We start from the raw sequence: 12,054 nt of genomic DNA, 5'->3' as shown, positions 1-12,054 counted from the left end.
GCCGGGATACGGGCGGGGCGTCCTGGCTGGCGCGGGTCGACCACAATCGTGCGGTGCGGCGACGCGGATGGAAGTGGGGCTTGCTGGGCGTGGTGGCCGCGCTGGCGGCGGGCGGCACAGCGTGGGTGTGGCTGAGGTACGACTTCGAGAAGGTCAACTGGACCTGGGGCGTCGTCGCCGGGGTCATCGCCGTCTACGTCCTGCTGGATCAGCTCTTCCGTGCCGGAACGGAGGGTCTCGCCGAGGTCGCCGCGCACCGTCGCGCCGCCGCCGACGAGCTCATGGAGCTGATCCGCCGCGACCCGACCGACGAGGCGCTGTTGCGTACCGTCGATGAGCCGTACCCGTTGCCGGTGCGGTGGCGTACCGCTCCCGACCGGTTCCTCCCCTCCTGGCGGGCCATCGGCCGATCCAGCGCCGCCGCCCCGATGGACCTCGCCGGCGGCAACGGGACACTGTGGGGCTGCTACCGGCGGGTGCCCTCCGGCCGGCTGCTGCTGTTGGGGCCGGCCGGCTCCGGCAAGTCGATCCTCGCGCTGCGGATGGCTCGGGAGTTGCCCGTGCACCGCGATCCGGACACGCCCGTACCGGTGCTGGTGCCGGCCGACTCCTGGGATCCCGACCGGGATGGCTTCCACGACTGGCTGGTCGACCGGATCGCCCGGCGCTATCCGCAGCTCGCGGCCGGTCACCCACGCAGCGACGCCGTGCTGCGCGACCTCATCGAGACCGACCTGGTGGTACCCGTCCTCGACGGACTGGACGAGGTGCCCGAGGACCGGCTGATCGCCTGCCTCGACGAGCTCAACGCACTGCCGACCCAGCGTTTCGTCCTCACCTGCCGGACCTCGGTCTATGAGCGTTACCTGACCCAGGGGGAGAAGCTGCGCGGCACCGCCGTGGTCATGCTCGAACCGCCGGCGCCCGCCGAGGTCGCCGACTACCTGGTGGACGCGGCCCCGCTGCACCAGGCCGACAACTGGTCCGCCGTCGCCGACGCGCTCGAGGTCACCCCGCAGCTGACCGCCGCGCTCTCCACCCCGCTGATGGTGTCGATGGCCCGTAGCGCCTTCGACCAGCCGGTGACCGATCCCCGGGACCTCGTGCCCCTGGCGCGCGAGCGGGGTCAGCGCTCCGTGGAGGACGACCTGCTGACCAGGGCGGTGGACGCCGCGCTGCGGTCCCGCCGCGGATCCCAGGGGCTACGGCGCTGGGAGCCCCAGACCGCCCGGCGCTACCTGTCCTTCCTCGCTGCGCACCTGGAGTCGCTCGACGTCCGGGAGTTCCGCTGGTGGCAGTTGGCCAACGCGCAACCCGGCCCGTTCTGGGCGCTCGTCGCCGGTGCGCGTACCGCGGGGGCGGTGTGGCTGACGCTTATCCTCTCCGCAGACGCTCTCACGGCGACGGCGCAGTTGGTGGCCCACCCTCCGACCCGGGATCTCCTCAACGATCTGGTCCGCGAGACGGACGCCTTGACGATCACGGCCTTCCTGCTGGCCAGCGTCGTGGCGTTGGTCCGCGGCGCGGGACGGGCCGGTCGAGAACGACCCCGCCGGGTGGCATTCGTCGGCGGCCTCCGGGCGTTTCGCGACGGGCTGCTCGACGGGCTGTTCAGCGGGGCCTTCCTGGCGCTGCTCACGTTCGGCTTCCTCACGGTGTTCGCGCCCACGCCACAACTGGTCGCGCTGGTGGACCGCGTGCCCGGCTTACCACCGTGGCCCGACCCGGTCCGGGCCGCCGTCCTGTTCGGACTGGTGACTGGGGCGTTCCGAGCGGTCCGAGCTGGACTGCGGGTGGACGTCGCCGCGCCCGCCGCGGAACTCGGGGCGACCAGCGTGGTCGAGACCGTCGAAGCCGACCGCGCCGCCAGCGTCGCGTCCGCGCTGGCCAGCGCCGCCACCGGCGTCATTCGCCTACTCATCGTCGTCGCGGCGCTGCGTCTCACCGGGGTGCTGTCCGCAATGCCGCCGCTGCCGGCGCTGGTCTGGGCCGGGGTGGGACTCGGGCTGGGCTGGTGGCTGCACCGGCGCGGGGGCGGGGCGTGGATCCGCTTCGCTCTCACCCGTGCCGCTCTCGCCGTCCGTGGCCGCACGCCCCACCGGCTGCTCGCCTTCCTGGCGTACGCGGAGACCGTCGGGCTGCTGCGCGACGGCGCGGGAGCCTACCGGTTCCGGCACGGACGGCTGCAGAGCCGACTCGCCGCCGGTTCGGTGAGCGCCCGACGGGGCAGCCGACTGCGTGAGGAGTTCGGCGTCGAGCTTGCCCGCGCCGGCTACTGGCGGGAGTCGCTCGGCGTCTTCGCCGACGTCACGCAGGCACGGGCCGCGAGCATCGGGCACGCCGACGACCTCACCGTGGCGGCGTTGCGCCGAGCGCTGCTGGCCGGGGCTGCCGCGGGGGAGTGGACCCAACTGGCGAGCCTGCTGGCGCTCATCCCACCACCCGACGAGCCGACGCCGTTGGCGGTGCAGCGACAGCGGCTCGCCCAGCTGATCGCCGACGACGCGCCGGTCACCCAACTGATCGTCGCGGCCGAGGAGCTGAACCGGGCGGCCACCGGCGTCCCGCCGGAGTCCGCTTCCGCGACCCGCCCGGCGGCGCCCGGAGTGCTGGAGTTCCTCGCCGTCCTGCACCACGTCAGCGGGGACGTCGAAGTGGCGCGCGAGCGCTTGGACCTGTTGCGCACCGCTGCCAGTCAGGACGTCGGGGAACCGGCCCCTATCGGCGCCGGTCTCCTCGCCGGGATGCTCGTCGACGCCGGTGAACCCGGCACAGCCCTGGTTGTCTGCCATCACGAACTACTCCTTGCCGATCAACCGCCCGACCGGGTCGACCTGCTGCTCCTCGTCGAGATGTGGCGCTGGTCGGTCGAGGTGATGCGCCGCAACACCGACGAACAGGCCGAACTGCGCCGCCGCATCCGGGCGGTGTTGGCCGAGCGGCGGGACCACCCGCGGCGGATCGAGCTGGGCCGACGCGAGCTGGCCGAGCTGGGACTCCAGCTGTGCCACGCCGTGATCGAGCACCAGACGTTGGGCCCGCTCGCGGTCGCGGCGTCCCGGCTGCTGGTTGCCGTCCTCGCCGAGCCGGCCATCGTCGTGCAGACCGTCAAGCGCAGCGCCCCCATGTGGTACCACGGCTGACGGGTACCTGACATTCTCGGCGATCGTGTGCGCGGTTTGTCGGACGCTGCCGCGACACTGGAGCCTCCTCGACCGGGGAGGTGCCTCGTGCCGTACGTCAGGTCACACACCAGGAAAGGTGGCGCGCGAGTTCGGGCGCACTACCGAAGGCGGCGCACCGGCAGTGTTCGGCGCAGATCGACGGTCCGCCGCGTGGGCGGTGGCGGCAGGTCGGCCAACGGCTGGGTGCTCGCGCTGGGTGCCGTCGTCGTCTTCGTGCTCCTCCGCGCGGTCATCGACTTCGTGCGGCGGCATCCATACTGGGCCGCGCTCCTGGTGAGCCTCGTCGTCGTGGGGGCGGTCGCGGTGGTTCTCCTGGTGTCGAAGCAGCGGGCCCGCGAGCGAGCCGATCAGGCCCAGCGGGACCGGTTGATCGCCGTGACCGACGCGATGAGCGGCCCCGAGTTCGAGCAGTGGTTCGCCCGGCTCCTGGTCGCCTCCGGGTTTCGCGACGTGACGGTGTGCGGCGGCTCCGGCGACCGGGGAGCCGACGTCGTGGCGTTGGCTCCCGACGGCCGACGCGTCGTGGTGCAGTGCAAGCGGCAGAGCGTCAACAACCGGGTGGGCAGCGCCGCTATCCAGCGGTTCGCCGGCACCTGCCGGGTGATCCATGGCGGCGAGATCTGCATGCTCGTGACGAACAGCTTCTTCACCGCGGGCGACGGCATCCAGATAGCCCGGCAGCTGGACATCACGCTCGTCGACCGGCACGCATTGGAGATGTGGGCCTGGACGGGGAGACCGGCGCCGGGGTGCATCGCGGGAGGCTGAGCGCAGCTCCGGTCGACCCGATCGCGCAGCTCCGACAACTCGGCGAGCTGCGTGACGCAGGCATTCTGACTGACGTCGAATTTACTACCAAGAAGGCGGAAATACTCTCCCGGCTCTGATTGCGCAGGTGGGGTCCCCGATGGTTCAGCCCGCTCCCCCTAGGATCTCTGGAATGCAGGAGGGCCGGTGGACGACGATCACGCCGTCGCAGTTCGCGCACGAGCGGGAGGCGCTGGCCCACGTCCAGGCTCTGCTACCCGACACGGAGCCCTACCGTGCCTGGTCGAACTTCACCTTCACCGCCCAGACCGGGCACCCCTACGAGGTTGACCTGCTGGTCGCCGCCCCGGGCGGGCTCTACCTCATCGAGATCAAGAGCCTGAACGGTCGACTGATCTCCAGCGGCTCCAACTGGATCCTGCAGGGCCCGTCGGGGAGCGCGACCCGTACCTTCGACAACCCGCTGCACCTGGCGGACATGAAGGCCAAGAAGCTCAAGTCCCTGCTTCAGGTCGCCGCGGCCCAGCGCAAGGGGCCGCCGGTCAGGATCCCCTTCGTGCAGGCGGCGGTCTTCCTGTCGAAGCCCGGCCTGCACGTCGGCCTCTCCGAGCACCACCTGCACGGCATCTTCGGCCCGGAGCCGGCACCCGGCCACCAGCCCGGCTCGCTGCCGACGATCGGTTCGCTGCTGCAGCGGCCCCCACAGGACGAGCGCCAGCGGGTCGCCAAGGAGGTGTCGGCGGCGCTACCGGAACTCCTCAAGGCGGTTGGCATCGCCCGCAGCCGCCGGCATTACCAGATCGGCGCGTGGGACCTGGAGACCCGTCCGTTCGACGTCGGCCCGACGTGGCAGGACCACCAGGCCCGGCACCGTGACCTGGAGCGGGAGCGCCGCCGGGTGCGCATCTACCTGGTCGAACGCAACGCCGTGCAGACCGAGCGGGCCAGCATCGAACGCGCCGCTAAGCGCGAGATGCTCGCGTTGCACGGCATCAACCACCCGGGCATCGTGCAGGTCGACTCGATGGAGTCGCACGAGGCCGGCCCCGCTTTGATCTTCCGGTACGACCCCCGCTCGGTACGCCTGGACCACTACATGGCCCAGTACGGCGACCGCCTGGACGCGCTGAGCCGGCTGGCGATGATCCGCCAGCTCGCCGAGACCGTGGCGTACGCGCATCGCAGGCGGCTGCACCACCGGGCCCTGTCGGCCCGCAGCGTACTGGTCAGCCCGGGGCGCGCCAGGAGAGGCGGCAGCGAGGACGAAGCATGGCTGATGCCCCAGCTGCAGATCAGCGACTGGCAGGCGGCGACCCGCGGCGCAGATTCCAGCGGTGGAAGCAGCGGTGACCCGGTCACCCTCTCCTCGCACGCGGCCTCGCACATCGAGCGCTCGGCGGAGGCGTACCTCGCGCCCGAGCTGACCGCGCCGAAGCCCGACGCGGTCGCGATGGACGTCTTCGGCCTCGGCGCGTTGGCGTACCTGATCCTGACCGGCCAGCCGCCGGCGGCCAAGCGCCCGGAGCTGCTCGCCCGGCTGGCCCGGGACAACGGTCTGCGGGCCGCTGCGGTCGCCGACGGGATCAGCGAGTTCGCCGATGAGCTGATCCAGGCCGCTACCGCCCCGGTGCCCACCCAACGGCTCACCACCGTCGCCGACTTCGTGGAGATGCTCCAGGTCGTCGAGGACGAGCTGACCGCCCCGTCCGCCCCTTCGGTGCACCCCGAGGAGCCGAAGCCCGAGCAGGTCGACCCTCTCGAAGCGCGGGGCGGCGACCGGGTAGGCGAGTGGAAGATCGTCCGGAGCCTCGGCACCGGTTCGACCTGCCGGGCGTTCCTCGGCTTCAACGAGCGCACCCGGCGGGAGGAGGTGCTCAAGGTCGGGCTCTCCGACGAGAAGGGCGCCCGCCTCGCGCACGAGGCCCGGGTGCTGGGCCCGCTCACCGACTCCCGGGTGATCCGGCTGGCCCGGCCCGAGCCGTTGCAGCTCGGCAACCGGACTGTCGTGGTGCTGGAGCACGCCGGCGACCACACCCTGGCCCGCAAGCTGCGCGACGACGGCCGACTCACCGTCGATGAGCTGGAGACCTACAGCGACTACCTCTTCGGCGCCCTCGACTATCTCGAGGGTGAGGGCGTTTACCACCGCGACATCAAGCCCGACAACATCGCCATCCGGATCCGCCCCAACCGCACCCGGCAGCTGGTGCTGTTCGACTTCTCCCTGGCCGGGGTCTCGGTCAAGGAGATCAACGCCGGCACGCCGCGTTACCTCGACCCCTTCCTCGGTACCGCCACCCGGCAGGTCTACGACAAGCACGCCGAGTGGTACGCCCTCGCGGTCACCCTGCACGAGATGGCCTCCGGCGAGCTGCCGGTCTGGGGCGACGGCGGCACCGAGCCGCAGCTCACCGAGGGCCCGCCGGTGTTGGCCGCCGAGGCGTTCGACCCGGCGATCCGCGATGAGCTGGTGGAGTTCTTCCAGCGCGCCCTGCACCGTGATCATCGCCAGCGGTACGCCTCGCTGAAGGACCTGCGCGACGCCTGGCAGCAGGTCTTCCGCCGCTCCGACGCCAGCGCCCCGGTCGGCACCGACCATCCGGAGATCGCCCCCGACGAGCCGAACGTCGAAAGCGCTGAGGCGGCCCGCGACGAGGCGGCCACGAGGGCCACCCGGGCCACCGCGCTGGAGGCCGCCGGCCTCACCCCGCGCGCGGTCTCTGCCGCGCACCGCCTGGAGGCCACCACCGTCGGCGACCTGCTCGCCGTGGCCAACAAGCTCGCCCACCTTCCCGGCCTCGGCGCGAAGACCCGGCAGGAGTTGCAGCGCCGGGTCAAGGAGTGGCGCGGCCGGCTGGGGGAGCGGGAGACCATTCCCACCACGCCCGCCGCCCGTAAGGCCGCGACGGAGGAGGTCGCCGCCGAGGCCGCAGCCGGGGATGGTGACCCCGATCTGGTACGCGTCGGCCTGGACGCGATCGCCACGCTGCTCGTCCCGGCCAGCCGTAACCCCAACGACGTCGAGGCCACCAGGCTGGCTCTGCACCTGCCCGACGCTGCGGGCGCCCTGCCGGACCTGCCGTTGTGGCCGCAGCACCCGCAGGTGGCGAAGCCGCTGGGTGTCACCCCTGCCCGGATCGCGCAGATCCTCGGCAAGCAGCGCAAACGCTGGGACGACATCCCGGTGGTCGGCAGCGTGCGTACCCAGATCATCGAGTTGTTGCGCGACGGCGGCCGGGTGATGGGCGTCGCCGAGCTGGCCGCGGCCCTGCTGAGCAGCCGCGGCTCGGTGCGCACCGGGGATGCGCTGCGTCTCGCGGTGGCGGTCGCCGCGGTGCGGGCCGCGGTGGAGGTCGACGCGCTCGCCGAGGAGCCGCGCCTGCTGCTGCGCCGGCACGCCCGCGCTGACATCAACGGCAAGCCGCACCCGCGCGGCGACCGACTGCTGGTCGCGCTGGAGGCCGGTGAGGACGACGCGCCGGACACCCCGGCCGCGCCGGCCCTGCTGGACTACGCCGACGCGCTGGGCAAGGCCGCCGACAAGCTCGCCGCCAGCGAGGTGCTGCCCAGCCCGGCGACGGTGTTGCGTACCCTCGCGGCGGTGACCGCGCCCGGCGGGGCGGCCGACGCGATCGACGAGCGGCGACGGGTGTTGCTCGCCGCGGTGGCCTCGGAGCGCGCCGCCGCGACCGCGCGACTGGAGCTCTACCCGCGCGACCTCGATCCGGTACGGGCGCTGCGGCTTGCCCAGGCCGGCGTGGTGCCCCCGACCAGCGAAGGGCGGCGAGGGCTTACCCCGACGCAGGTCGCCGACCGGGTGACCGCCCGCTTCCCGGAGCTGGATCCGCTGCCGCCGCATCCCAAGTTGGACCGGCTACTCGCCGAAGCCGGCTTCGAGCTGCGCTGGGACCGCGACCGGTACGTGCCGCCGCCGCGAGCCGCTTCGTCGTCGATGTCGATCCTGCAGCGGCGTCCGTCGGTGACCGCCGCGCTGAGCCGCTGGACGGCCGAGTCGCCGGAGCTGGCAGCGGCGATGCGGGCCGAGGAGCGACTGACCGGCGCGCGGTCCGTCGGCGGGTTCCTGGCGCTGACGGTACGACTGTCCCGGTACGGGCTGGCGCGGGAGGAGCTGGTCCGGCGCTTCGACGCCCGGCCGGTCAACGTGGCGGCCCGCTTCCTCGACCACCTGCACGCGCTGGTCGACGCCAGGCCGAAGCCGACCTGGGAGACGGTGCTCGGTGCGGACATCGCCGAGGAGGGCTCCCGGGCGGCAATCAAGCTCGGGGAGTACGTCGAACAGGCGTGGCAGCTCACCGTGCCGTCGCTGCGAGCCTCGTTGTCGACCGCGACTGGGCCGGTGCTGCTGCACGACGCGGCGGTCCTGGCGCGGTACCGGGCAATGGACCGGCTCTACGAGCTGGCCGACGCGGCGCGCGGTGGGGCGGGGGGCGTGTGGGTGCTCTGCCCGATGGAGGACCCGGCGCTGCTGCCCAAGCTGGACGGTGCGGTGGTGCGGGTGGGCGACAACGAGTGGATCGGCTTGCCGGACGCCTGGGTGGTCAACGCCCACCGCAGCGTACTGGCCTGAGCAACCGAGTCGCCCTGGTTGACCGGGCCGGTAGGTGAAGTGGCCGGCCGACCGGTCAGTTCCTGATGGCCGTCTCCCGCCTGCCCAATCCGATCCGGTCTCGTCTACGGGACCGGATCGTCCATACCCGACGGTAACTCATCGGAAGCCCTTGATGTCGCTTCGCGAGACTCCGTACGGTGAGCCTCCACCCGGCGCAAAGTGAGCGTGGCTTAACCGTCAGCGCCGATGCGGCATGGATCGGCAGAAGATTCAGTCTCAGCCCCTCGGCCACCACGGATGGCCTGTGTGCGATGGGAGCACCCCTATGGAATGTGTCGTGCCGCTGATCTACTTCGTCGGCCTTTTCATCGGCATGATCTTCGTTCGGGCCAGGGCGGGTCTCGGTCAGGGCCGGATCAAGGTCATTGGTGACGGCGGAGTCGGTCTGGAATGGTTCGTCGCGTCCGTGCTGACGCTGGTTTTCTGGCCGGTCAGCCTGGTTGTCTGGCTTGCCCGGGGCCGCCCGGAGCCACGGATCGTCTTCAAGGCCAAGGCGAGGTAGCCAGTGGAAGCAGGCCGCCTCGCTCTACGAGGTCTTCGTCAATGTCGGCCTGGCGCTGCAGTCACCGCCCCACTGGGTGAGCGCAGAGCTGGAGCCCTACATCCCGCTTCCCCGACCGAGCATCTGACGACGGAGGAACCATGCCTGGCTATGACCCGAACTGCGACAACTGCTGACGGTATAGAAGCGTGATTAAGCAGGCAGAGGTGCGAATCGCTGGATCGCTCCCGCTGGCAGTGGTGATGGACGCGTTGCGGGCCGAGCGGACCGTGTTCCACTCGGAGGCGGATTTCCAGCACGCCTTCGCCTGGGCGGTGCACTGCCTGGACAACGAGGTGCAGGTGCGGCTCGAAGTCCGGCAGGAGGAGAGGGCGTATCTGGATCTGCTCTGCTCTGGCCCGAATGGCCGGACGGCGATCGAGTTCAAGTACTTCACCGCGCTCTGGGACGGCGTCGACCCTCGCACCGGCGAGGAGTTCCGGCTGCGCCACCACGGCGCCCCGGATCTGGCCCGGCGGGGCTTCGTGGTCGACATCGCCCGGCTGGAACGGTTCTGCCATCCGGGCCCGACTCCGATGAACGGTCTGGCCGTTCTGCTCACCAACGACCGTGGGATGTGGAGCTCGCCGGCCGGCTCTCGGCCGACGCGGGACGGCGAGTTCCGCCTGCACGAGGGGCGCAGGCTTCGCGGAAGGCTTCGCTGGGGGACCGAGGGCAGCTACTTCGCGGCGAATCAGCGCGACCTGCTCGGTGACTACCCGCTGATCTGGCGGGACTACGCCCGCCTGGACGGCCGCAACGGCGAGTTCCGCTGGCTGGCGGTGCAGGTCGACCAGGTGCAGCCCACGGCGGCGGAGGTGGTGGGTGCGTGATGCCGCATCGGAACAGGTTCACGGCCTCCTGCCGCGCCATTGCGTTTCCCGCAGGGCTGATCTCACCAAACGCGGTTCTGGAGTTTACGACGGACGATCTCGCCCATGCCCTGTTCACCACGGGCAGGGCACCAGGCGACGAGGCGCGCCACGGGTGGGCATCCGTGTGGGAGTTCGTCCACCGCACCTCGCTCATCCCCGCGTACGTGCGCAGGACCGACGGCGGCGGGCTGGTGAAGTCGGACCTCGCCCGGGAGTTGGACCGCTCGGAGAAGGTGACGCTGTCGTACTCGCTCGGGCAGGCGATGACCGGAATCTTCTGCGAGCGAAAATTGGGGGTGACGCACCTGCTGCACATGGATCGCTACGCGAGCAGGTGGGACGTCGCCTTCTCCGCCACTAGGAAACGGGCGGATCTGTTCGGCCTGGCCTCCGCAGGCTGGGTGGTCGCCGAGGCCAAGGGACGCTCGAACGGCATCGAGGCGGACCTGCCGAACACCCTCGTCGCTCAGAAGCGCTCGGTGAAGTCCATTTCCGGCAAACGCCCCTGGCTCGCACTGGGCTGCGTCGCATCCTTCCCGCCGCACCGGGACGAGTTGTCGATCACTGTGGTGGACCCGGACGAAGACGGGCCCGAGCCGGTCGACATCGACCTGGACCTGGACCGGTACATGCTGGCGTACTACGAACCGTTCCTCGCCGCCATCGCCGCAGGAACTCCGCAGGTGCGGGACCCGCGCTACCTCACCTCCCACTTTGGCCTGCTCAACCTCCGTGTCGGCCTGAGCAGGGACGTCGCCGTCAGGGTGAGGCAGGCGAGCGAGGGGCAGCTGTCAGGGCTGTACGAGTCGATCGTGGAAATTCTCGACGCCGACCTTGAGCCGGACGAGGCAGCCACCGCCTTTCCCGACGGGACGCTGGTCGGCTCCGACTGGACGGATGACATCTCCCTCAGCGACTGGAGCCGTTGACCCTGACCGGAGCACGTGATCTGCCCCGACCCGCCGTCGCGCTCCGCTCGGCGACCGGCTCGGGCGCGGGGCGGAGGCCGGCGAGTTGGACGTAGACCTCGCGCTTGGCGGTCGCCTCGCCGCGGCGGTTCAGAACGTAGCCGGTCAACCAGACCCAGCCCTGGTACGTCGGCTGGTCGCAGACCGACACGACGCGGAAGGTCAGGGCGCGGTCCCCGGCGAACTGCACCGAGGCCCGGCCGTCGATGGTGAGCAGGTCGCCGGGGGAGGGCCGCACGGTCACCAGTGACCGGTGTTCGGTGGGCGGCACTCCCGCGCATGCATGGTCTGCCAGTCGCGCAGCGCCCGCTTGATCCGGTCATTCTCCTGGCTGAGCAGCCGTACCGTCTCGTTGAGCATGGCCAGCTCGTCGGCCACCCGGGCCTGGAACTCGCGTACCTCACCGGGGTCGACGCCGCGCCGGCATGCGGCGAACTCGCGGGTCCGCACCTCGTGCGGCGTCAACCGGCCTGGGTAGCCAGCGGGGTAGGGCTGGCCACCTCGATACACCTGAGCCACGACGATCCTCTCTGAGGGCAGGCGGGAGCGCGGAAGGTCCTTGTGGTGGGTCTGGAAGGGCGGGCCGTCCGCTCGGGGGCCGCGGGCGACCCGCCCGGCTCCGCCGCCGCAGCCCAATTCAGCGGTACGACAGCAGAGCAGTCCGGAGGGTCGGGACGGGCACACGCACCCGCCCCGACCAGGGGATGAGCCGAACTCGTTGCCACGCGAGAAGCGGCTCGGAACCAACATAACTAGACATGTCAGATGAGTCAACGTTGCTTGTTAGGTGAGTCGCGGTGTGATCAAATCGGATTGCCACGCGAGGAGTGCCATGCGAGAAGTGCCGGATTACTGGCGCATCGCCGATGATGTGATCGCCGACGTCAGGTCGAAGAGGTTGAAGCCGGGGGAGAAGCTGCCCTCGATCGCTGAGCTGCGCGCTCGCTACGACGTCAGTCACGGGACAGTGCAGATGGCCTACGCCCGGCTGGAGGCGCTGCGGGTGATTCGGCGGCAGCAGGGCAAGGGCGTCTTCGTCACCGATCCAAGGACCTGGATGCGGGAGCCGTAGGTAGCGACCCGTCGG

Annotated in this window: 10 protein-coding genes; 8 read left to right on the top strand and 2 right to left on the bottom strand. The window is 71.1% G+C overall.

The features are described 5' to 3' along the window. The first annotated feature begins 53 nt into the window (after positions 1-53). From V6U86_RS10660 to V6U86_RS10635, 7 genes are all read left to right on the top strand, one after another. On the top strand, positions 54-3,143 hold the full coding sequence (locus V6U86_RS10660; protein WP_334501414.1) for an NACHT domain-containing protein: 3,090 nt from the start codon (positions 54-56) through the stop codon (positions 3,141-3,143). Between the two features lie 192 nt (positions 3,144-3,335). Continuing rightward, positions 3,336-3,953, top strand: a complete 618-nt coding sequence (locus tag V6U86_RS10655; protein ID WP_334501412.1) for a restriction endonuclease — start codon at positions 3,336-3,338, stop codon at positions 3,951-3,953. Then, complete coding sequence (locus tag V6U86_RS33365) at positions 3,905-4,072, top strand: SHOCT domain-containing protein (protein WP_442934915.1); 168 nt, start codon at positions 3,905-3,907, stop codon at positions 4,070-4,072. Before V6U86_RS10655 ends, V6U86_RS33365 begins: the two co-directional genes overlap by 49 nt. Before the next feature lie 53 nt (positions 4,073-4,125). Further along, the gene (gene pglW / locus V6U86_RS10650; protein WP_334501410.1) at positions 4,126-8,541 is read left to right on the top strand and encodes a BREX system serine/threonine kinase PglW; all 4,416 of its coding nucleotides are present in this window, start codon (positions 4,126-4,128) and stop codon (positions 8,539-8,541) included. Between the two features lie 319 nt (positions 8,542-8,860). After that, positions 8,861-9,085, top strand: coding sequence for a hypothetical protein (locus V6U86_RS10645; RefSeq protein ID WP_334501408.1), 225 nt, complete (start codon positions 8,861-8,863; stop codon positions 9,083-9,085). A gap of 206 nt (positions 9,086-9,291) precedes the next feature. Further along, entirely contained in the window at positions 9,292-9,957 is a 666-nt protein-coding gene (locus V6U86_RS10640) for a hypothetical protein (protein ID WP_334501406.1), read from the top strand. 164 nt (positions 9,958-10,121) lie between these two features. Next, positions 10,122-10,928: a hypothetical protein gene (locus V6U86_RS10635; RefSeq protein WP_334501404.1), complete on the top strand. Its 807-nt coding sequence runs from the start codon at positions 10,122-10,124 to the stop codon at positions 10,926-10,928. Here the strand turns inward: V6U86_RS10635 and V6U86_RS10630 are convergent. Together V6U86_RS10630 and V6U86_RS10625 are read right to left on the bottom strand one after the other, a co-directional pair. After that, entirely contained in the window at positions 10,909-11,211 is a 303-nt protein-coding gene (locus tag V6U86_RS10630) for a hypothetical protein (protein ID WP_334501402.1), read from the bottom strand. The genes V6U86_RS10635 and V6U86_RS10630 overlap by 20 nt on opposite strands. Continuing rightward, on the bottom strand, positions 11,208-11,486 hold the full coding sequence (locus tag V6U86_RS10625; RefSeq protein WP_442934914.1) for a DivIVA domain-containing protein: 279 nt from the start codon (positions 11,484-11,486) through the stop codon (positions 11,208-11,210). The genes V6U86_RS10630 and V6U86_RS10625 overlap by 4 nt, the downstream gene beginning before the upstream one ends. Positions 11,487-11,799: 313 nt before the next feature. Between V6U86_RS10625 and V6U86_RS10620 the strand changes: the two genes are divergently transcribed. Next, entirely contained in the window at positions 11,800-12,039 is a 240-nt protein-coding gene (locus V6U86_RS10620) for a winged helix-turn-helix domain-containing protein (protein ID WP_334501400.1), read from the top strand. Positions 12,040-12,054 lie beyond the last annotated feature (15 nt).

The sequence above is a fragment of the Micromonospora sp. CPCC 205558 genome (assembly GCF_036902955.1).
Taxonomy (GTDB): Bacteria; Actinomycetota; Actinomycetes; order Mycobacteriales; family Micromonosporaceae; genus Micromonospora.
Note: the sequence above shows the minus strand (reverse complement) of the source record. Positions and strands in the feature narration are given on the sequence as shown.

Excerpts from the sequence above, each read along its gene's own strand:
- pglW (WP_334501410.1), top strand. The coding sequence starts at position 4,126 with ATGCAGGAGGGCCGGTGGACGACGATCACGCCGTCGCAGTTCGCGCAC.
- V6U86_RS10620 (WP_334501400.1), top strand. The coding sequence starts at position 11,800 with ATGCGAGAAGTGCCGGATTACTGGCGCATCGCCGATGATGTGATCGCC.